Annotated in this window: 20 protein-coding genes; 7 read left to right on the forward strand and 13 right to left on the reverse strand. The window is 71.2% G+C overall.

From position 1 onward, the window contains the following. Positions 1 to 156 precede the first annotated feature (156 nt). The 4 genes from RV986_RS19680 to RV986_RS19695 all read right to left on the reverse strand — a co-directional run bounded on the left by RV986_RS19680 (position 157) and on the right by RV986_RS19695 (position 4,455). Positions 157 to 840 carry an ABC transporter ATP-binding protein gene (locus RV986_RS19680; protein ID WP_475918672.1) on the reverse strand — a complete coding sequence of 228 codons (684 nt, stop codon included), beginning with the start codon at positions 838 to 840 and terminating at the stop codon, positions 157 to 159. A gap of 68 nt (positions 841 to 908) precedes the next feature. Further along, the gene (locus RV986_RS19685) at positions 909 to 2,381 is read right to left on the reverse strand and encodes an ABC transporter permease (RefSeq protein ID WP_475918673.1); all 1,473 of its coding nucleotides are present in this window, start codon (positions 2,379 to 2,381) and stop codon (positions 909 to 911) included. Between the two features lie 235 nt (positions 2,382 to 2,616). Beyond that, positions 2,617 to 3,882 (reverse strand): L,D-transpeptidase, encoded by a 1,266-nt coding sequence (locus RV986_RS19690; protein WP_475918674.1) that lies wholly within the window; start codon positions 3,880 to 3,882, stop codon positions 2,617 to 2,619. A gap of 264 nt (positions 3,883 to 4,146) precedes the next feature. Then, on the reverse strand, positions 4,147 to 4,455 hold the full coding sequence (locus tag RV986_RS19695; RefSeq protein ID WP_475918675.1) for a hypothetical protein: 309 nt from the start codon (positions 4,453 to 4,455) through the stop codon (positions 4,147 to 4,149). A gap of 149 nt (positions 4,456 to 4,604) precedes the next feature. Between RV986_RS19695 and RV986_RS19700 the strand changes: the two genes are divergently transcribed. Then, positions 4,605 to 5,009, forward strand: coding sequence for a cell wall protein (locus RV986_RS19700; RefSeq protein WP_475918676.1), 405 nt, complete (start codon positions 4,605 to 4,607; stop codon positions 5,007 to 5,009). Positions 5,010 to 5,044: 35 nt separating this feature from the next. Then, complete coding sequence (locus RV986_RS19705; RefSeq protein ID WP_475918677.1) at positions 5,045 to 5,773, forward strand: DUF2625 family protein; 729 nt, start codon at positions 5,045 to 5,047, stop codon at positions 5,771 to 5,773. 266 nt (positions 5,774 to 6,039) lie between these two features. On the opposite strand, the gene RV986_RS19710 is transcribed toward RV986_RS19705, so the two are convergent. The 5 genes from RV986_RS19710 to RV986_RS19730 form a co-directional block, all read right to left on the reverse strand. After that, the gene (locus RV986_RS19710; RefSeq protein WP_475918678.1) at positions 6,040 to 7,671 is read right to left on the reverse strand and encodes a DEAD/DEAH box helicase; all 1,632 of its coding nucleotides are present in this window, start codon (positions 7,669 to 7,671) and stop codon (positions 6,040 to 6,042) included. 112 nt (positions 7,672 to 7,783) lie between these two features. Next, positions 7,784 to 7,987, reverse strand: a complete 204-nt coding sequence (locus RV986_RS19715) for a cold-shock protein (protein ID WP_168510673.1) — start codon at positions 7,985 to 7,987, stop codon at positions 7,784 to 7,786. A 210-nt stretch (positions 7,988 to 8,197) separates the two neighbouring features. Next, on the reverse strand, positions 8,198 to 9,736 hold the full coding sequence (gene hutH, locus RV986_RS19720; protein ID WP_475924338.1) for a histidine ammonia-lyase: 1,539 nt from the start codon (positions 9,734 to 9,736) through the stop codon (positions 8,198 to 8,200). 99 nt (positions 9,737 to 9,835) lie between these two features. Beyond that, complete coding sequence (locus RV986_RS19725) at positions 9,836 to 10,990, reverse strand: GGDEF domain-containing protein (RefSeq protein ID WP_475918679.1); 1,155 nt, start codon at positions 10,988 to 10,990, stop codon at positions 9,836 to 9,838. Positions 10,991 to 11,102: 112 nt separating this feature from the next. Beyond that, positions 11,103 to 11,909 carry an enoyl-CoA hydratase/isomerase family protein gene (locus RV986_RS19730; RefSeq protein WP_475918680.1) on the reverse strand — a complete coding sequence of 269 codons (807 nt, stop codon included), beginning with the start codon at positions 11,907 to 11,909 and terminating at the stop codon, positions 11,103 to 11,105. Positions 11,910 to 12,444: 535 nt separating this feature from the next. Between RV986_RS19730 and RV986_RS19735 the strand changes: the two genes are divergently transcribed. After that, positions 12,445 to 13,029 carry a hypothetical protein gene (locus RV986_RS19735; RefSeq protein ID WP_475918681.1) on the forward strand — a complete coding sequence of 195 codons (585 nt, stop codon included), beginning with the start codon at positions 12,445 to 12,447 and terminating at the stop codon, positions 13,027 to 13,029. A gap of 68 nt (positions 13,030 to 13,097) precedes the next feature. On the opposite strand, the gene RV986_RS19740 is transcribed toward RV986_RS19735, so the two are convergent. Both RV986_RS19740 and RV986_RS19745 read right to left on the reverse strand, forming a co-directional pair. Next, on the reverse strand, positions 13,098 to 14,417 hold the full coding sequence (locus RV986_RS19740; RefSeq protein WP_475918682.1) for an adenylate/guanylate cyclase domain-containing protein: 1,320 nt from the start codon (positions 14,415 to 14,417) through the stop codon (positions 13,098 to 13,100). A gap of 160 nt (positions 14,418 to 14,577) precedes the next feature. After that, the gene (locus tag RV986_RS19745) at positions 14,578 to 15,471 is read right to left on the reverse strand and encodes a biotin--[acetyl-CoA-carboxylase] ligase (RefSeq protein WP_475918683.1); all 894 of its coding nucleotides are present in this window, start codon (positions 15,469 to 15,471) and stop codon (positions 14,578 to 14,580) included. Positions 15,472 to 15,793: 322 nt separating this feature from the next. Between RV986_RS19745 and RV986_RS19750 the strand changes: the two genes are divergently transcribed. Together RV986_RS19750 and RV986_RS19755 are read left to right on the forward strand one after the other, a co-directional pair. Continuing rightward, on the forward strand, positions 15,794 to 17,386 hold the full coding sequence (locus RV986_RS19750) for an acyl-CoA carboxylase subunit beta (protein WP_475918684.1): 1,593 nt from the start codon (positions 15,794 to 15,796) through the stop codon (positions 17,384 to 17,386). A 47-nt stretch (positions 17,387 to 17,433) separates the two neighbouring features. Further along, positions 17,434 to 17,643, forward strand: coding sequence for an acyl-CoA carboxylase epsilon subunit (locus RV986_RS19755; RefSeq protein ID WP_475918685.1), 210 nt, complete (start codon positions 17,434 to 17,436; stop codon positions 17,641 to 17,643). Between the two features lie 55 nt (positions 17,644 to 17,698). Here RV986_RS19755 and RV986_RS19760 read toward each other — a convergent pair whose 3' ends face one another. Next, positions 17,699 to 18,841: an SGNH/GDSL hydrolase family protein gene (locus RV986_RS19760; RefSeq protein ID WP_475918686.1), complete on the reverse strand. Its 1,143-nt coding sequence runs from the start codon at positions 18,839 to 18,841 to the stop codon at positions 17,699 to 17,701. A 164-nt stretch (positions 18,842 to 19,005) separates the two neighbouring features. Here RV986_RS19760 and mmpB point away from each other — a divergent pair, with 164 nt between their 5' ends. Continuing rightward, on the forward strand, positions 19,006 to 19,134 hold the full coding sequence (gene mmpB / locus RV986_RS19765) for a morphogenic membrane protein MmpB (RefSeq protein ID WP_475918687.1): 129 nt from the start codon (positions 19,006 to 19,008) through the stop codon (positions 19,132 to 19,134). A 74-nt stretch (positions 19,135 to 19,208) separates the two neighbouring features. Next, positions 19,209 to 19,829: a Maf family protein gene (locus tag RV986_RS19770; RefSeq protein ID WP_475918688.1), complete on the forward strand. Its 621-nt coding sequence runs from the start codon at positions 19,209 to 19,211 to the stop codon at positions 19,827 to 19,829. Positions 19,830 to 19,855: 26 nt separating this feature from the next. On the opposite strand, the gene RV986_RS19775 is transcribed toward RV986_RS19770, so the two are convergent. Further along, the gene (locus tag RV986_RS19775; RefSeq protein WP_475918689.1) at positions 19,856 to 20,392 is read right to left on the reverse strand and encodes a hypothetical protein; all 537 of its coding nucleotides are present in this window, start codon (positions 20,390 to 20,392) and stop codon (positions 19,856 to 19,858) included. Positions 20,393 to 20,461 lie beyond the last annotated feature (69 nt).

The raw sequence follows: 20,461 nt of genomic DNA on the forward strand, positions 1-20,461 counted from the left end.
ATTCATCCGGTCGGGGGAAGCCTCGCACGCATGCGCCTACACCCCCCGGAATACGCAAGTATGCCGGGGGGGTGTACGACCCCTCAATAGCGGGGCGAGGGTGAAGAGTTGACTGACTTGTTCCGCTACGCTCCCGCACTCCCCGTTTGTGCTTCTTTATGCCCCGGCGTTCTCCTTGACGGAGATCTTCCCCTTGCGGATCGTCGCGAGGCGCGGGGCCCTCTTCGCGATCGAGGAATCGTGCGTGACCATGATGAAAGTGAGCCCGCGCTCCTTCCACATGGTCTCCAGCACCTCCATGATCTCGTCGCGCATCGACTCGTCGAGGTTGCCGGTGGGCTCGTCGGCGAGCAGCACCTTCGGCTGCTTGACCAGGGCGCGGGCGATGGCCACACGCTGCTGCTGGCCGCCGGAGAGCTCGGCGGGCAGATGCCCGAGCCGCTCGGCGAGCCCCACCGACTCCAGTGCGTCGGCGGCCCGTTGCCGCCGCTCCTTCCCCTTCACACCCAGGGGTACGAGGGCAGTCTCCACGTTCTCCTGGGCGGTGAGCGTGGGAATCAGGTTGAAGCTCTGGAAGACGAATCCGATGTTCTCGCTGCGCACCTTGGTGAGCTTCGCCTCGGACAGTTTCGCCATGTCGATGCCGTCGAGTTCGACGCTGCCCTCGGTGGGCCGGTCGAGTCCGCCGAGCATCTGCAGAAGGGTGGACTTTCCGCCACCGGTGGGGCCCTGAATGACGAGCCGGTCGCCGTCGGCGATGGTCAGATCGACCCCGGCGAGCGCGTGGACCGTCTCCTTGCCCCGCGTATAGCGCTTGGTGACGCCTCTGAGTTCGTACATGGTGCAACTCCTGGTGACATGAAGGGGGTACCTGGTCCGCCAGGCGCCCCCCTTTGAGGGGCTGGGGCCTATTCCACGCGGCGCAGGGCGTCCGCGGGACGGAGCCGGGAGGCGCGCCAGCCGCCGAAGGCGCCGGCGATCAGGCCGCCGGTGATGGCGAGGGCCACCGCGCCGACGATGGTGCTGACGCTGACGGGCGCGGTGAGCGCGACGTCGAGGGCCTTGGTCGCGGCCTGCCGGCCGGGTCCGCCGAAGCCGCCGCCACCGAAGCCGCCACCGCCGCCCTGTCCGCCACCGCCGCCGGAACCGCCCACCTGCGCCTGCAGGTTGGGGCTGATCTCGGTGACGGCGTAGGCGCCCGCGAGGCCGAGCGCGATACCGAGGGCGCCGCCGACCAGACCGTTGACGATGGCCTCACCGACGACCTGGCGGGTCACCCGGCCGGACTTCCAGCCGAGCGCCTTGAGGGTGCCGAACTCCCGCACGCGCCGGGAGACGGCCGAGGAGGTGAGCAGGCCCGCCACCAGGAAGGCGGCCACGAGCACCGCGATGGAGAGCCACTTGCCGACGTTGGAGGCGAGGTCGGAGGCGGTCGACAGGGAGCCGGAGACGGTGTCCGCGAGGTCCGCGGAGGTGGTGACCGTCGTGCCCGAGATGTTCTTCTGGATGGTGCTCTTGACGCCGGCGATCTGCTGGGAGTCCGACGCCTTGACGTAGATCGTGGTGACCTTGTCCTTGGAGTCGCTGAGCGTCTGCGCCTGTTTGAGCGGGATGTAGAGGTTGGCCGCCGCGTCCCCGCTGTCGGGCGTGGCGATGCCGATGACCTTGTACTTGACGCTCTTGATGGTGACGGTGCTGCCGACCTTGAGCTTCTTCTCCTTGGCGTACGAGACGTCGGCGACGACGACCTTGGAGTCGGTCTCGGACGTCGTGAACGTACGGCCGCTGGTGATCTTCGAGGAGGTCAGCGGGCCCAGGTCGGGCTTGGTGACGTCGGTGCCGTAGACGGAGTAGTTGTTGACGTCGAAGTTGGCGCCGCCGCCCTCGACGCGGCCCTGCGGGGACTGCTGGGCGTTCGGGCGCCCGCCCTGCTGGTTGCCGCCGCTGTTCTGGTTCTGCTGGAACTGGCCCCGCGTGAACTGGCCGTTGACCCGGATCACTTGGAGGCTGAGTCCGCCGACGGAGTCGGCGACGCCCTTCTGGGAGTCGACCTTGGAGACCGTGGAGGCGGCCAGGGTCTGGAAGCCCTGCACCATGACGCGGTCAGTGCTCTGCTCCGTGGTGGAGCCGTTGTCGTTCGCGTCGAAGTTGAAGCGCGGGCGCTGGCTGGTGCTCGTCGTCGGCGCCGCCGCCTTGGTGACGGTCATGTCCGTACCCAGTCCGTACAGCGACTGGAGGACCTTGCCCTGGGCCTTCTCCATGCCGGACGACACGGAGCTGACCACGATGACCAGGGCGATGCCCAGGGCGAGTCCGGAGGCGACGACGAGCGCCGCCTTCCTGCGGCGGCGCAGTTCGCGCCTCAGGTAGGTGAAGAACATGGCGGAAAGCTAGGTACCGCGCGTGATGGAGGGATAAGGCCGGGATAAGAGAATGATGAGAAGGCTGTGGCGGCGGCGGAATTCACCTGTGGGCCACCGAGGAATCCTGTGCGGCCGCCACGGCCGCCACGCCGGCCACGGCCGCTTCGGCCGCTTCGGCCGCTTCGGCCGCCAAGACCGACGGCCCGCACCCCTCGTGGGGTGCGGGCCGTCGAAGTGAGCGACCGGCGGGGCGTCAGGCCGCCGAACCGGACTTCCAGGACGCCCAGTCCAGGTTCCAGCCGTTGAGGCCGTTGTCCGGGGCGATGGTCTTGTCGCCGGTGTTCTTGACCACCACGACGTCACCGATCAGCGAGTGGTCGTAGAACCAGGCCGCGGGCGTGCTCCGGTCCTTGGCGCCCTTGGTGTCGGACAGACCCACACAGCCGTGGCTGGTGTTCACCGCACCGAAGATGGACTTGGCGCCCCAGTAGTTGCCGTGCACGAAGGTGCCGGAGTTCGACAGACGCATGGCGTCCGGCACGTCCTTGATGTCGTACTCGCCCTTGCCGTCGGAGTCGGTGAAGCCGACCGTCGCGCCGTTCATCCGGGTCTCCTTGAACTTCTCGGAGATCACCATCTGGCCTTCGTACGTCTTGTTCTCCGGAGAGCCCGCGGAGATCGGGATGGTCCTGATGGTCTTGCCGTCCTGCGTGATCTTCATGGTCTTGGTCTTGGCGTCGACGATCGAGACCTGGTTGCGGCCGACCTTGAAGGTGACCGTCTTCTGCTGGACGCCGTAGACCCCGCTCGCGCCCTCGACACCGTCGAGGTTCAGCTTGAGGGTGACGATGGAGTTGCCGGTCCAGTAGTCCTCGGGCCGGAAGTCGAGACGGTTGGCGTTGAACCAGTGGCCGACGACCTCCTGGCCGCTGGAGGAGGAGACCGTGATCCCCTTCTGCACGGCGGCCTTGTTCGTGATCGCCTTGTTGAAGTTGATCGACACCGGCATGCCGACACCGACGGTGGAACCGTCCTCCGGCGTGAAGTTGCCTATGAAGCTGTTCGCCGGGGAGACCGTGGTGAACGAGGCGTTCTCGTGGGCCACGAGGCCCGCGGAGTCGGTGGCCTCGGCCGCGACCTTGTAGGTCGTGGCGCGTTCGAGCTGGGCGGCGGGCTTCCAGCTCTTCTTGTCGGCGGATATCTGACCGGAAACCGTCGTGCCCGACGCGGTCTTCATGGTCACGGTCGTGAGCGTTCCCTTGCTCACCGTGACCGCCGCGGCGTTGTTGATGGAGGCGTTGTCGGAGCCGTCCGCCGGCGTGATCTTGATCTGCGCCTCGGAGCTCTTCTTGGCCGCCGCCGCATCAGCCTGGGCCTGCGAGGTCTCGCCGCCGTCCGAAGCACTGGCCTCACTGCCGCTCCCGCTGCACGCAGAGAGCACCAGCACCCCGCCGAGCAGTGCGGACGCGGCCATCAGGCCGTTGCGCCGCTTACTCTCCGTTATCACACGCTTCTCCATCGTTGCCGAATCACCAAGAACCAGAAAGCCCCGGAGGAACCCCCAACGCTACGACCGTTTCGTCCCTTTCCACACTTCTTCGGCGTGTGGGGCTCACCACGTCGATCAACGGCGTCAACCGAGTCGACCGGATCCGGTGGACCTCGATCGAGTGATACCGAAAGCCAGACCGAATTCTGGTGCGGAAGTGGCCAATGCGTCGTCTGAGACGAAGAAACCCCGGGCGGCGGCTGCCACCCGGGGTCACGTTTTCCCCAAAAGGCGTCAGCCGACTCCGACTTCCTCGTCGTCATCCTCGCCGCCATCATCCTCGTCGAGGTCCCATTCCGGCGAATCGGGGTCGTAGTCGATCGCCTCGCTGCTCCAGGACGCCTGGGCGAGGTCGACCCCGGGAACCTCGCTGACCAGGTCGAACGGGTCGACGAGATACGCGAGGGCCTCGGCAGTGTCTTCCGTCACTGCGTTCTCGGCATGCGTCCGCTCGTCGGCCGGCAGACCGGCATCGTCCGCGATGCGACGCAGCGCGGCCTTGGTGACGGCGCCCGCGTCCTCGACTTCCAGCACCAGCTCCACTCGAAGCCGGACAAATCGTGATGTCTCAGGAGTACTCATGAGACGGAGCGTACGGCCCACAGCTCCCGCGACTTTCCCGCGACCCGCGACTTTCATTAGCATCGGCCCACACGGCCAATTCGCCAGCGCCACAAGGGGATCGATATTACGTGTCCGCCGCTCGTCGCTCGTTGCTGACCGCCACCGCAGCGGGGACCCTCCTGGGGGCCCTGTGGTTCGTACCGTCCGCCAATGCGACTCAGGAAACGCCTGCTCAGCACGGATCCCGGTCGACGACTTCGCCGACCGGGGCGTCGATGACCAAGACGTCCACGACCACGGCGTCGAGAACCGCTGTGCAGGCCTCCACGGAGTCGGGTGACACACGGTCGGACGACACCCGGTCGAGCACCCTCGAGTCGAGCACAGTCGATTCGAACGACAGCGGGACCCGGCTCGCCGACACCGGCAGCGTCGACACGACGCCGTACGTCGTCGGCGGGACCCTTTTCCTCGGCCTCGGCGCCGGCTTTGTGACCTACTCGGTGCGCCGGGAGCGCACGGCGGCCTTCTGAGCGCGACGCTCCGGCCCGGAACCCACGGGATACCCATGCGAGACCTGACAGAGCTGACCGACGTCGAGAAGCCCGCCTGGCCGCTCCTCTCCGAGGCGATCTCCACCAGCAGGGTGTCCATGGAGGTGCTTCCGGTGGACCCGGCGCAGGCCCGCGCCTCCCTGCTCCGGACGCAGCTCACCGCGGACTCCTGGATCGGCTCCTTCATGCTCAACTGCGGCGGGGTGCTGCTGGACAGCGGATGGCTGCGCATCTACGGCAGCCCCGGCACCGGAGCGTCCACGGCGCTGCCGAGCCTCGCCGAGGTCAACGACCTGTTCGACCCGGACTGGCGGCCGAGCGACGGGCTGGTGGTCGCCCATGACGTGCTGGGCGGGGTCTTCGTCCTCAACGGGCCCGACCCGCAGTCGATGAACCGCCCCGGCAAGCCGGGCGGGGTGGTGTACTTCCAGCCGCACGCACTGCGCTGGGACGACTTCGAGGCGGGCTACGAGGACACGCTCCGCTGGTTCCTGGGGAACGACGGCTCGGAGGAGCTCTACGAGACGCTGCGCTGGCCCGGCTGGCGCGCCGAGACGGGCCCGCTGCCGACGTCCCACGGGATCACGTTCAAGCCGGACCTGTGGACGGCCGCCGCGCGCCGCGACCTGACGGCGGCCCGCCGCCGAGCCATCCACATGACCGACCTCCTCGACCTCCACCGGAGCACCGGTCTGAAGCTCGACAAGATCGACCCGGGTTTCCTGGGCGACTTCGACCACTGAGAAGCCCCGCGCCCGGAAAGGATGCTGTTGGCAAATCCGCCGCGGGGAACACTCTCCCCGGAAGCCGTGAGCACTAGATCGATCTAGTGCTCACGGCTTCCGGCACACATGCCGCGGAGCCGACGTGGCCGACCGGGTTGGCCAACAGCATCGGAAAGGGGCGCGGGGCTGTCACCTGTGCGGCTCCGCCGCGCGGGCGCGGCCGGCCCCCCACCGACCCGCACGATGTGAACCGGGCCCCCTAGCGGAACGCCCACGCGGAGCGCCTACGCGGCGCGACGCCCGCCGCCCTGTCCACCACGCTCACCGCGCTCACCACGCCGCTGCTGGGGCGCACGCCCGCGCCCACCGGCGCGCCCCGCACCCCCGGTGCCACCGCCCGCACCGCTCGCCGTGCCGCCGGCGGCACGCCTCGGCTGCCGCTGCTGCTGCGACTCCGTGCCCGTACCCGTACCCGTACCCGCGGGGCGCCGCGCGCGCGACCTCGGCCGCTGCTGCTTCGGCTGTTCGGCCGGCTGCGGCACCTCGATGACGACCGGGACGCCGGAGGGCTCGCGGGCGCCGGTGAGGCGGGCCAGCTCCTCGTCGCTGGACTTGACCCGGGCGGTGCGCGGAGTGATGCCCGCGTCCGCCATCAGACGCGTCATCTCCCGCCGCTGCTCGGGCAGTACGAGGGTGACGACACTGCCGGACTCACCGGCCCGGGCGGTGCGTCCGCCGCGGTGCAGGTAGTCCTTGTGGTCGGTCGGCGGGTCGACGTTGACCACGAGGTCGAGGTCGTCGATGTGGATGCCGCGGGCCGCCACGTTGGTCGCGACCAGCGCGGTGACCTGACCGTTCTTGAACTGGTCCAGGGTCCGGTTGCGCTGCGGCTGGCTGCGCCCGCCGTGCAGCGCGGAGGCCCGCACGCCGTTGGCGAGCAGCCGCTTGGTGAACCGGTCGGCGCCCCGCTTGGTGTCCACGAACAGGATCACCCGGCCGTCGCGCGCCGCGATCCGCAGCGCCACGGCCTTCTTGTCGGTCTCGTCGGCGACGTGCAGCACATGGTGCTCCATGGTGGTCACCGCGCCCGCCGAGGGGTCCACGGAGTGCACCACGGGGTCGGTCAGGAACATCCGTACGAGCCGGTCGATGTTCTTGTCGAGGGTGGCCGAGAACAGCAGGCGCTGACCGCCCGGTTCGACCTGCTTGAGCAGCGCGGTGACCTGCGGCATGAAGCCCATGTCGGCCATCTGGTCGGCCTCGTCGAGGACGGTGATCGCGACCTGGTCGAGGACGCAGTCGCCCCGCTCGATGAGGTCCTTGAGCCGCCCGGGAGTGGCCACCAGCACCTCGGTGCCGCGCCGCAGCGCGCCGGCCTGCCGGCCGATCGACATCCCGCCGACGGCGGTGGCCACCCGCAGGTTGACGGCGGTGGCGTACGGGGTGAGCGCGTCGTCGACCTGCTGGGCGAGTTCGCGCGTGGGGACGAGGACGAGCGCGAGCGGCGCCCTCGACTCGGCACGGCGGCCCGCCGTGCGCGCCAGCAGGGCGAGTCCGAAGGCGAGCGTCTTGCCCGAGCCGGTGCGGCCCCGGCCCAGGACGTCGCGTCCGGCGAGGGAGTTGGGCAGGGTGGCGCCCTGGATCGGGAAGGGCTCGATGACGCCCTGGGCCGCGAGGGTCTTGGTGAGGGCGGCCGGCATGTCCAGCGCGTCGAAGGAGTCGACGGCGGGCAGCGCGGGCGTGATGCTCTCGGGCAGGGAGAACTCCTGCGGCGCCACGGCCTTGCGGACCGGCCCCCTGCCGCCGCCGGCCCGGCCGGTGCCCCGGCCGGTGTTCTTCGCGGAGCCGGAACCGCCGGTCTGGGCGCCGCGTGTGTTTGCCGGCCGCTTACGGACGGGACGTTCGGATCGAGTCATGCTGGATCTGGATTTCCTTCCTGGGCCCCACGGACAAGCACACGCACAGCGCGAGCCGGGGCCCGCACCCGAAGGTGCGGGGCCCCGGCTCTGGAAAAGCGCGTCCCCGAAATCAGGCGGGGACGATGTTCTCCGCCTGCAGGCCCTTCTGGCCCTGCGCGACGTCGAACGAGACCTTCTGGCCCTCCAGCAGCTCACGGAAGCCGGAGCTGGCGATGTTGGAGTAGTGGGCGAAGACGTCGGGGCCGCCGCCGTCCTGCTCGATGAAGCCGAAGCCCTTTTCCGAGTTGAACCACTTCACGGTGCCTGTAGCCATGTTGTTCTCCTGAACAGGTAGGGCCCCCATCCGGAGATGCACCGGGAAAAGCCGGAGATGCCGGTAAAACAAAACGCGCCTGCGGAGGATTCCGATCAGGCGCACAAAGTAAATGGGTACCAAAAACGTATCAATGAGACAGTAGCACACTTCGGGCCGCCGCTGTGACAGCGGCAGCCCGTCGGCGCTCCGGTCGGACCGGCGGTCCGGTCAGGCCAGTGGTCCGGTCACCGGTTCCACCGCCGCCACCACCTGGCCGCCGCGCACGAACGCGTGCGCGGCCTCCAGGTCCGGGGAGAGGTAGCGGTCGGGGCCCGGGCCCTGGACGCCGGCCGCGCGGACGGCGTCGATGACCGCCTGCGAGGCGGGCGCCGGGGTCAGGCCCTGGCGCAGTTCGATCGCGCGGGTGGCGGCGTACAGCTCGATCGCGACGATACGGGTGAGGTTGTCCACGGCGGTGCGCAGCTTGCGCGCGGCCGACCAGCCCATGGAGACGTGGTCCTCCTGCATGGCGGAGGAGGGGATGGAGTCCACGGACGCCGGTACGGCGAGGCGCTTCATCTCGCTCACCAGCGCCGCCTGGGTGTACTGGGCGATCATCAGGCCGGAGTCGACGCCCGCGTCGTCCGCGAGGAACGGCGGCAGGCCGTGCGAGCGGTTCTTGTCGAGCAGCCGGTCGGTGCGGCGCTCGGCGATCGAGCCGAGGTCGGCGGCGGCGATGGCGAGGAAGTCGAGGACGTACGCCACCGGGGCGCCGTGGAAGTTGCCGTTCGACTCGACACGGCCGTCGGGCAGGATGACCGGGTTGTCGACGGCGGAGGCCAGCTCGCGCTCGGCGACCGTACGGGCGTGCGCGAGGGTGTCCCGGCCGGCGCCCGCGACCTGCGGGGCACAGCGCACGGAGTAGGCGTCCTGGACGCGCGGGGCGCCGTCCTGGTGGTGGCCGGTGAGCTCCGAACCCTTCAGCACGGCCAGCATGTTGGCGGCGCTGGCGCTCTGCCCCGGGTGCGGGCGGATGGCGTGCAGCTCGGGGGCGAGCACCTTGTCCGTCCCGAGCAGGGCTTCGAGGGAGAGCGCGGCGGTGACGTCGGCGGACTTGTAGAGCGTCTCCAGGTCGGCGAGGGCCATGACCAGCATGCCCAGCATGCCGTCGGTGCCGTTGAGGAGGGCGAGGCCCTCCTTCTCGCGCAGTTCGACGGGCTCGATGCCGTGCTCGGCGAGCAGTTCACCGGCGGGGCGCAGAACACCGTCGGGGCCCTCGGCGTCCCCCTCCCCCATGAGGGTGAGGGCACAGTGGGACAGCGGGGCGAGGTCGCCCGAGCAGCCGAGCGAACCGTACTCGTGCACGACCGGGGTGATCTGGGCGTTGAGGATGTCGGCCATGGTCTGCGCGACCTCGGGCCGCACACCGGTGTGTCCCGAGCAGACGGTCTTGAGCCGCAGGAACATCAGGGCGCGGACGACTTCGCGCTCCACGCGCGGGCCCATCCCGGCGGCGTGCGAGCGGACGATGTTGCGCTGCAGCTGGGCGCGCAGCTCGGGGCTGATGTGCCGGGTCGCGAGGGCACCGAACCCGGTGGAGACGCCGTAGACGGGCTCCGGCTTGGCGGCCAGCGCGTCCACGATCTCGCGGGCCGCGGCGAGGGCCGCCAGCGCCTCGCCGGAGAGCTCTATCCGGGCGCCGTCGCGCGCCACCGCGAGCACGTCGGACGCGGTCACTCCGGACGTCCCCACCACCACAGTGTGCATATCCATATTCAGGAGCGTACGCAGTGAATTCGTTGATGTCACTAGCGGGTGGCCGGTTGACCCCTTACTTCGCCGTACGTCACACGCGCCCGCACAGGCTCAGGGACGGGGCTGGTCGTGACGCCCCCGGAAGCGGCGGCGCTCCCGCCGGTCCGGGGACGGCGCGTCGGCGAGGCGTACGACCGGGTCGTCGGGCCCCTCGCGCCCGGCGACGACGGGCTTGGCGGCCCGTACGGCCTTCGCACGGTACTGGGCGGCGTCGGCCAACCGGAAGAGCCGGCGGGCCGAGCGGACCGGCCCGATCGGGTCCTCGGTCGAGGCGACCCCGCACGCCACCCCCTCGCCCAGCTCCAACTCGGCGGCGCGGCGGCAGAGTTCGTCGGCGACACGGACCACCTCGTCGGCCGGCGGCCCGAGCGCGAGCAGACAGAACTCGTCGCCGCCGAGGCGGGCGGCGAGGGTGCCCGGGAGCATCGCTCCGCACACCGACAGCACGGAGCCGAACCGTTCCAGAAGCCGGTCGCCGACGGCGTGCCCGCGGGTGTCGTTGACGTGCTTGAGCCCGTTGAGGTCGCAGACGACGAGGCTGACCACGGCCTCCTCGCGCCGGTGCCGCTCGATGGCCTCGTCCAGGCGTACATCGACGGCGCGGCGGTTGGCGAGCCCGGTCAGGGAGTCGGTGAACGCCAGCCGCCGGGCCTCCTCCAGACGCTCGGCCTGGGCGATCCCGGCGGCGATCACGGAGGCCAGTACGGTCGCGAAGTCGGCGTCGGCGCGGTCGAAGGCGGGGGCCGCGGCCGGGCGGGCCACATACAGCTCGCCCCAGGCCCGCCCGTGCAGCACGATCGGGGCCACGACACAGCAGCCGCGGCCACGCCGGCGCAGCGCGGCGACCCGCTGGTGGCCGTACCCGGCACGGCCACCCGCCGGGCCGTCGGCGGTCTCCACCCAGGCGTTGGGGCCGCCGCCCCCGGCCCAGCGCTCGTGCAGGAACTCCGCGATCTCGGGGAACTGGTGCACCGGGTAGGACTCCCCGTCCGGGAACTCCTCCTCGTCCGGCGCGCGTTCGCCGACGTTCACCAGGACTCTCAGCCGGCCGAGCTCGCGCTCCCACACGGAGAGCGCGGCGAAGCTCCCGGCGAGCGCGCGGCAGGCGCCGAGCGCCGCGGCCCGCCAGGACTCGCGCGGGGTGGGCGCCGCCGCCATCCCCTGCGCCAGCTCCACCACGGCCGTCAGCCGTCTGTCCTCACCCATCACTCCAGGCTAGGGATATTTACGACGATCCGGGACATTGGTGGGGCGAACAGGGGTCCGAGGAGCCGAGTGGCCGTACGGGCCCGGGACGCCGGGGGGAGCGGGAGCAGGCTCACTCCCCCGGCCACTGCGGCTTGCGCTTCTCGTTGAACGCGGCGACGCCCTCCGCGCGGTCCCCGGAGAAGGCGACGGACCGCCAGGCGGCGTCCTCGACCTCCAGGCCCGCACGCAGGTCCAGCCCGTGCCCGAGCCGCAGCGCGCGCTTGGCGGCGCGCAGGCCGACGGGGGAGTTGGCGGCGATGCGGGCGGCCAGCGCGAGGGCTTCCGTACGGTCCTGCCCCTCGTCCACGAGGTCGTCGACGAGCCCCAACTCCCGCGCCTCGCCCGCCTCCAGCCGACGCGCCGAGAAGATCAGCTCGGCCGCGCGGGCCGCCCCGACCCGGCGGGGCAGCAACTGGGTGCCGCCGCCTCCCGGAATCACCCCGACCGACACCTCGGGCAGCCCGAGCACCGCCGTACGGTCGGCCACGATCAGGTCGCAGGACAGGGCGAGCTCGAAACCGCCACCGAGCGCGAAGCCGTGCACGGCGGCGATCGTCGGCATCGGCAGCTCCAGCACGCCGGTGTACGCGGCCCGTGCGACGGGGCGCTGCCGGACCAGGTCGGCGTCGCTGAAGGAGTTGCGCTCCTTCAGGTCCGCGCCGACGCAGAAGGCGCGTTCGGCGGTGGAGGTCAGCACGACCACGCGTACGTCACCGTCGCCCGCGAGCGCCTCGCAGGCGGCCGTGACGGAACGGGCCATGTCCGTGGACACGGCGTTCATGGCCTTCGGCCGGTCGAGGGCGAGCTCCGCGACGTACCCGTGCCGCCGTACGACGACGAACTCCCCGAACCGCCGCTCGTCCCCTTGCTCCGCCATGACACCCTCCCGGTGAACGGTTAACGCGGGTTAACTCCCGACGCCTCCGATCATCGCAGCCGACCCCGCCCGGCGAAACCCGTCGTTTCCCTTGCCCCTCGCCCCCGCTCCCCGTTCGGGTGACATCCCGCCCAACTCCCGCCCCACGCCCCCAAAAGACACATAACCTGCGCACCGCCCAGCGCATCGGGGGGCGCAGGCACACCGGGGAGGGACGACCATGACGAACGGCACGACGACGGACGTGACGAGGGAGTCGGGGACGCGGGCGGACACTCCGTGGGCCCCGCACTTCGGGGGGCCTGTGGGGCCTGTGGGGCCTCGTGAGGCTGCAGCGGTCCGCGCGGCTGCCGTCGGCGCGCCCGCACACCGCGGGGCGGCTGGCCCGGCGGCGACCGGCGGCAGGACGGCGGGGCCCGCGGCGCCTCCGGCCGCCTCGCCGCTCGGGAGCCCCGCGGCCGGGCGGCGCGTGCCGGGCGGCGGCTCCGCACCCCTGGCGGCTGTCCCGCCGGAGGCACCCGCTCCGCTCCGGCCCGTGCGGGGGCGGCACCGCAAGCCGCGGCCGCGACGGGTGCTCTTCGCGGTGGGCGGGCTCGCGCTGGCGGCCGGGGCGCTCAGCCTGGTGCGGATGGCGCCGGACTCGGTGGTCGGCGGTGCGGGTGACAGGGGGAACACGGAGGCCGAGCCGAGGCCCGGATCCGCCACGGGCGAGGCGATCGACGCCACGCCGACCGTCTGGACCGTGCCCTCCGCACATCCCGCGTCCCCCGGCGCGACCGCCGCGCCGGGCGGCCCGAGCGCGACCCCCGCCTCCGCCGCGGGCCCGAGCCTCGCTCCCACGGCGCCGTCGGCGACACCATGGCGGTCGGCGATGCCGTCGGCCCGGGCCGGTGTCCCGGCGGGCGGTGCACCCGATGCGACCGGCATCCCCACCGCCCCCGTCGTACCGGCGCGGCCCCGGACACGGCCGCCGGCCGCGAGCGCTCCCGCCCCGCACCCCACCCCGAGCGCCACCCCCCGCGCCCCGGCCCCGAAACCCGGTCAGAACCCGCCGGGCCTGTGCGTGCCGATCGTCGGCATCTGTGTGAACGATCTGACGGGCCCGGCCGGAGGCCATTGAAAGGAACCGAAGGCCGAGGTGGAAGAAACCGGAAGCCGTGCAAAGAAAAAGGAGAGCTGGGGCGGGGGCTAGGGCTGATCGCCGTTCCGGCGGCCCAGCAGCCAGGGTTCGACCACGCCGAGGCCACGGACCGGGCGCTGCCACATCGGCTGGAGGGCGAACCGGTAGGCGGGCGGCTCCTCGCCCTCCTTCTCCGCGGCGGCCGCGGCCTCGGCCGCCTCCGCCTCGGAGGCGGGTGCGTCCGCGGTGCGGATCAGTTCCTCCGCGAAAGCGCCGTCCACCAGGACGGCATCCCGTGGCGCTATCGACGTGAGGCGCGAGGCGAGGTTCACCGTCGTACCGAAGACGTCGCCCATGCGGGTCGTCACGGTGCCGAAGGCGATGCCGACGCGCAGTTCCGGCATCGTCTCGTCGTTGGCCATCGTCTCTATGAGGCGCAGGGCGATCTCGGCGGCGACCCCGGCGTCGTCCGCGGAGTACAGCACCTCGTCCCCGAGGGTCTTGATGAGCCGGCCCCCGTGCGCGGCCACCAGGTCGGCGGCGGTGGTCTCGAAGGCCTCGACGAGCTCGCCGAGTTCCTCCTCCTCCATCCGGCGCGTGAGCCGTGTGAAGCCGACGAGGTCCGCGAAGCCGACGGCGAGGCGGCGGTCGACCATCTCCTCGTCGTCACCGGCCTGGACGACCCGGCCGGTCGCGGCGGCGAGCTGCCGCCGCCAGACGTAGACGATGAACTCCTCCAGCTCGGGCAGGAGCAGCTCGATCAGGGGGTACGTGACCTCGGTGCGTGTCATGCCCGGTTCCGGGGGCTCGGTCAGGCCCTCCAGGAAGGAGTCGATCTGCCACTCGGCCAGCCGGGCGGTGGTCTGCCCGGTGGAGCGGGCGACCTGGACCGCCATCGCCTCGCTGAGCAGGCCCGCCTCGACGAGACCGGCCAGGCGCCGCAGCGCGAGCACATCGGCCTCGGTCAGCGCCTTGGCCTGGCCGATGTCGGCGAAGCCCATGGCCCGCCAGAAACGGGAGGCCAGTTCCATGGAGACACCGGCGCTGCGGGCGGCCTGGAAGGGGGTGTAGCGGCGCTCCGCGCCGAGGATGAGCGTTTCGAGGCGGAGCGCGAGGGGGTCCTCGCCGGAGTCGGCGAACTCCTCGTCCATCCGGTTCTGCGCGTCCAGCCGACTCTGTCCGTCGAGTCTGCCGTTCCTGTCGTTCCTGTCGTTCCTGTCCACGGGGGTGCCCGCGTCACCCTGCCCGCTCGTGCCGCTCATGCCACTCGTGCCGTTCACGTCGACGCTTGGAGGCACCGGGTCGGCGGCCGGCCCCGCGGCACGCCCCGGCTCACCGTCGGGGGCGGGGTGTGCACCCGTGCCGGAGCCCGTGTCGTCGACGGTCACGCCTGCTGCCCTTCCGATCTGCCACGGTCAGGTATCGACCGCGCTCAACTCTACGGCAGGTGTGGGCTGGCTCACTCCTGACTCGTACGCCTGGTCGGGGCCCGGCATCGTGATCGGTTTCCGGGTCCCCCGCTGAGTACGGCCGGCCGACCTCCTTGGCTCACGCCGACCGCAGATGGACGATGTCCCCCGCTCCGACCGGCTGCTGCACGCCGTCCTCGGTGGCCAGGACCAGGCGCCCGTCCCCGTCGACGGCCACCGCCTCGCCCGTGATCGACGTACCGCCGGGCAGTTCGGCCCGCACCACTCTTCCGAGGGTCGCGCATCCTGCGGCATACGTCTCCTGGAGGCCGGACGCGGCGGGGTCGCCGGCCGCGGCACGCCACTTCCCGTACCACTGCTCCAGGGAGCGCAGCACGGCCCGCAGCACGGTGTCACGGTCCGTGGTGGTCGCTCCGGCGAGGACGAGGGAGCCCGCGCCGGGCACGGGCAGCTCGTCCGCGCGCAGGGTTACGTTGATGCCGATGCCGACGACGACCGCGTCGGTCCCGGCACGCTCGGCGAGGATGCCGCCGGCCTTGCGTTCCTCGCCGTCCACGGTGACCAGCAGGTCATTGGGCCACTTGAGTGCCGTGTCGACCCCCGCGACCCGCGACAGGGCCGTCGCCGCCGCGACCCCGGTGAGCAGCGGCAGCCACCCCCAGCGCTCCACGGGCACCCCGGTGGGCTTCAGCAGGACGGAGAAGAAGAGGCCCGAGCGGGCCGGCGCGGTCCACCGGCGGTCCAGGCGGCCCCGCCCGGCGTTCTGCTCCTCGGCGACGAGGACCGCGCCCTCGTCCGCTTTCTCCTCCGTGACAAGGGCGACAAGGTCGGAGTTGGTGGACCCGGTGTGCTGTACGACCTCGACATCGCACCAGAGCCCGTCCTCGCGGACCAGGGCCCGGCGCAGTGCGGTGGCGTTGAGCGGCGGACGGTCGAGGTCGGACCACCGGTCCGACCTCGACTCACCGTGTCCGTCGGAGGGGCTTCCTTCTGCACCTGGTGGCGTCGTCATACAACCCACCCTAGGTTTGACATCCGCCGCCCCGCGAGAAGGGGACGGATTCCAGCCCTGCCGGGCTGAGGTTCACGGGCGCTCGATCACTCTCGTGATGTCACCCCTCCGGCGTGTCCCGCCGCGAGGCACCCATTTCACGGCTGGTCCCGGTCTCTCCGCGGCCTGATCCCGAGATCTCGTCCCCGCTGAAACCAGAGGGCGAGTGTGGTAAACGCCGCACTGCCGAACCGTATGGGCACCACTACCCTACGAGTCAGTAGCAACCCCCTGAGCACGTCACCCTCATTTTCCCACTGAGCAGGCAGGGAGCCGCATCCCGATGTCCGAGCCGGAAGAGCTGCACCACCCCGACATCCACACGACCGCGGGCAAGCTCGCGGATCTGCGGCGCCGCGTCCGGGAAGCGACGCACGCCGGCTCGGCGCGCGCCGTCGAAAAGCAGCACGCCAAGGGCAAGTTGACGGCCCGTGAGCGGATCGAGCTGCTGATCGACGAGGGCTCGTTCGTCGAGCTGGACGAGTTCGCACAGCACCGCTCGACCGACTTCGGCATGGAGAACAACCGGCCCTACGGCGACGGTGTCGTCACCGGGTACGGCATGGTCGACGGCCGTCCCGTCGCCGTCTTCTCCCAGGACTTCACCGTCTTCGGCGGCGCCCTGGGCGAGGTCTTCGGCCAGAAGATCATGAAGGTGATGGACTTCGCGCTGAAGACCGGCTGTCCGGTCATCGGCATCAACGACTCCGGCGGCGCCCGTATCCAGGAGGGTGTCGGCGCGCTCGGCATGTACGGCGAGATCTTCCGCCGCAACACGCACGCGTCCGGCGTCATCCCGCAGATCTCGCTCGTCGTCGGCCCCTGCGCGGGCGGCGCGGTCTACTCCCCCGCGATCACCGACTTCACGGTGATGGTGGACCAGACCTCGCACATGTTCATCACGGGCCCGGACGTCATCAAGACGGTGACGGGCGAGGACGTCGGTTTCGAGGAGCTGGGCGGCGCGCGCACCCACAACGCGGTGTCGGGCGTGGCCCACCACATGGCGGGCGACGAGAAGGACGCCATCGAGTACGTCAAGCAGCTGCTGTCGTACCTGCCGTCCAACAACCTCAGCGAGCCCCCGGTGTTCCCGGAGGAGGCGGACCTCGCGCTCACGGACGAGGACCGCGAGCTGGACGTGACCGTGCCGGACAGCGCGAACCAGCCCTACGACATGCACACGGTGATCGAACACATCCTGGACGACGCCGAGTTCTTCGAGACGCAGGCGCTGTTCGCGCCGAACATCCTCACCGGCTTCGGGCGGGTCGAGGGTCACCCGGTGGGCATCGTCGCCAACCAGCCGATGCAGTTCGCCGGCTGCCTGGACATCGACGCCTCCGAGAAGGCGGCCCGCTTCGTGCGCACCTGCGACGCCTTCAACGTCCCCGTCATCACCTTCGTGGACGTCCCCGGCTTCCTCCCGGGCGTCGACCAGGAGCACACGGGCATCATCCGCCGCGGCGCCAAGCTGATCTACGCCTACGCCGAGGCGACCGTCCCGCTCATCACGGTCATCACCCGCAAGGCCTTCGGCGGCGCGTACGACGTCATGGGCTCCAAGCACCTGGGCGCCGACCTCAACCTCGCCTGGCCGACCGCGCAGATCGCCGTCATGGGCGCGCAGGGCGCGGTGAACATCCTGCACCGCCGCACCATCGCCGCCGCCGAGGACCAGGAGGCGACCCGGGCCCGGCTGATCCAGGAGTACGAGGACACGCTCCTCAATCCCTACACGGCGGCCGAGCGCGGCTACATCGACGCGGTGATCATGCCGTCCGACACCCGCTCCCATGTCGTACGGGGCCTGCGTCAACTGCGCACAAAGCGGGAATCACTCCCTCCGAAGAAGCACGGCAACATCCCGCTCTAGACCCCCGATCCCTCGACCCCTTGACCCCTCGACCCTCGGGAGCAGACATGACGATCAAGGTCGTACGGGGCAATCCGACCCCGGAGGAGCTGGCCGCCGCACTGGCGGTGGTCCGGGTGCGCGCCGCGGCGGTGGCCACCACCCCGCCCGGCGCGCCCGGCAGCAGGGACTCCTGGTCGGACCCGTCCCGCATAGCCACCCACCGCCTCCCCCAGCCGGGCCCCACGGCCTGGGCCCGCACCTACTGGCGCGCCTAGGGCCGCCCCGGCAGGGGCGCGGGGAACCGCGCGCTCGGCCACGAACGACCCGCGGTCACAGGCGGCCCTCCAAACACAGCGCCACCCTCTCGGCCATCACTCCGTACCCGGCGTCATCGGGATGCAGATGATCGCCGAAGTCGTACGCACGCCGTAGCCGATCCGGATCCCCCGGATCGGCGAGCGCCCGGTGCAGATCCACCACCGCGTCCCACTCCCCCGAGCCGAGAATCCACGCGTTCACCTCCCGGCTCACCTTCGCCGCGCGCTCCCCCCAGTGGTCCGACCCCCCGAAGGGGAGCAGCGTCGCGCCGATCGCCCGCAGTGCCCGCCCGCGCGCCTGCCGTATCAACGTCCGGTACCCGTCGATGAGTTCATCGGCCTCGACCAGCGGCGCGGGCTTGTACGTCGGCTGTTCGTCCGTCTCGCTGAAGCCGATGTCGTTGAGCCCCAGGAGTACGACGGCCGACTCGGCCCCGGCCTGGTCGAGAACGTCCCGCCCGAACCGGTGGACGCCCTTCTCCCCGTACCAGGCGGAGTCGTTCAGCAGCAGGTTCCCGCCGATGCCCGCGCCCAGCACGGGCCGCCCCGTGCGTTCGGCGAGCGCGTCCGACCAGCGGCGGTTCGTGTCCGGTGTCGAGCCGAAACCGTCGGTGACGGAGTCCCCGAAGAGCACGACGCCGTCCGTGCGCCCCGCGTCGACCTCCACGGCCGACAGGTAGTACCAGGACCCGGTCGTCTCGCCGAAGCCCTCACCGGTCATGTCCGCCAGGAGGTCGCCCGCGCCCCGGTGGCTCGTCGCGAAGGCCTGCGCGTGGAAGGTGGCGGGCCCGGTGACGGCGTCGAGGCGCAGGGTGACGGTCACCGACTCCAGGGGCTCCAGGGCGAGTTCGGCCGGATCGCTGACGGCCTGGCCACGCGCCGGGACCGCGACGCCGTCGGCCCCCTCGAAGGTGAGCCGCCGCAGCGAGCCGGGCTCGACGGCGGCCCCCTCGCCCGTACGGGCCACGGTGGCCCCCGCGACCCGCAGCGGCGAGGTCCCGTACACGTTCGACAGCCGTATACGAACCCGGCCGCCGCCCGCCGTGACCCGGACGACCTGGCGCAGGGACTGCCGCCAGAAGCCTTCCTGGGACCAGTTGGGGGTGAAGCCCGCGGCGGGGGACTGGGGCGGTGCGGTCCAGGCGGTGGTGAACACGGCAGTTCCCTCCCTAAAGGGGACCATGGTTCCTTTAGTGGTCGCCATGACCGTAGCAGGAATGGCCGCACTAAAGAAACTCCAGACCCGTTTACGAGGGTCGAGCGCAAGTTGAGTACGCGTACTCAGGCGTCCGGCGCCCTCACCGCCGCACGATCGAACGCATGCTGTGGTCCGACCCCGAGAACGAGCCGCCCAAGGAGCTGCGCGACATGCAGGAGATGTTGCGGCGGCTCGGCCTTCTCATGGCGTTGGCCATGCTGCTCGCGATGATCGTCCTCGGCGTGACGTGAGCCGCCGCGACGGGACCACCGGAACCTGGGCCACCGGCCAGGACCGGGCCCCCGTACGCCGATACCCTGACGGCATGACCGATCAGCCGCGCCGCCGCCTCGTGCTCGCCTCTCAGTCCCCCGCCCGGCTCAACCTGCTGCGCCAGGCCGGACTCGATCCCGAGGTGATCGTGAGCGGGGTCGACGAGGACACCGTCTCCGCCCCGACCCCCGCCGAGCTCGCGCTCGCCCTGGCCGAGGCCAAGGCCTCCGTGGTGGCCGCGAAGCCCGAGGTCCAGGGCGCCCTGGTGATCGGCTGCGACTCGGTCCTCGACCTCGACGGCGAGGCGCTGGGCAAGCCCGCGGACGCCGAGGAGGCCACCGCGCGCTGGAAGGCGATGCGCGGCCGGGCCGGGACCCTCCAGACGGGGCACTGCGTCTACGACACGGCGGCCAAGCGCTACGCGTCGGCGACCGCGTCCACCGTGGTCCGCTTCGGCGAGCCGACCGACGCCGAGATCGCCGCGTACGTCGCCTCGGGCGAACCGCTCCACGTCGCCGGGGCCTTCACCCTCGACGGCCGCTCGGCCCCGTTCATCGAGGGCATCGACGGCGACCACGGCAACGTCATCGGCATCTCACTGCCGCTGGTACGCCGCCTGTTCGCCGAACTGGGCGTCGGCATCACGGAGCTGTGGACGCCCCGGGAGAAGTGACCGGGCGAGTGGGCCAGGGGAGTGGATCAGGAGGCGGAGGGCGCGGGGGGAGCGGCGGAGGGCGCCGGGGGGACCACGGGAGCCGTGGCCGGGGTTCCTCCGTTGTCGCCGTTCGTGCCGCCGTTGCCGCCCTTGCCGTCGCCCGGTGCGGCGGTGTCGGCGGGGCCCGCCCGCCCGCTGTCGAAGGCCATCAGGGTGAAGACGACCAGCGCGAGCACCACCATCATGAACGCGAACGCGCCCCAGCCCACCAGACCCACCGTGAACGCGCCGAGCAGCCCGTGCACCACGGCGACACTGATGAGCAGAACGCGGCCGAAGAGGCCCGGCGCACGGTCGCGCACCGCGACGAGCAGCGCGGCGACACCGCACAGCGCGAAGTAGAGGCCGAAGACCAACCCGCCGACCTTCGACGACACGGACATCATGTCCGGGTCCAGACCCGCCAGGGACATGTCCTGGCGGTCGACGACGACACCGAGAAACCAGTTCAGCAGCGCGATACCGATCGCCTCCACGAACAGCACGATCGCCGCCACCCACGCCACCGGTCTGCGCACCACCGGTCCCCACCCACTTCCGAGTGCTGTTACCCCAAGTATGTTCGGGACATCCCGAACGCTACTAACGGG

This window comes from Streptomyces sp. RLA012, assembly GCF_056270325.1.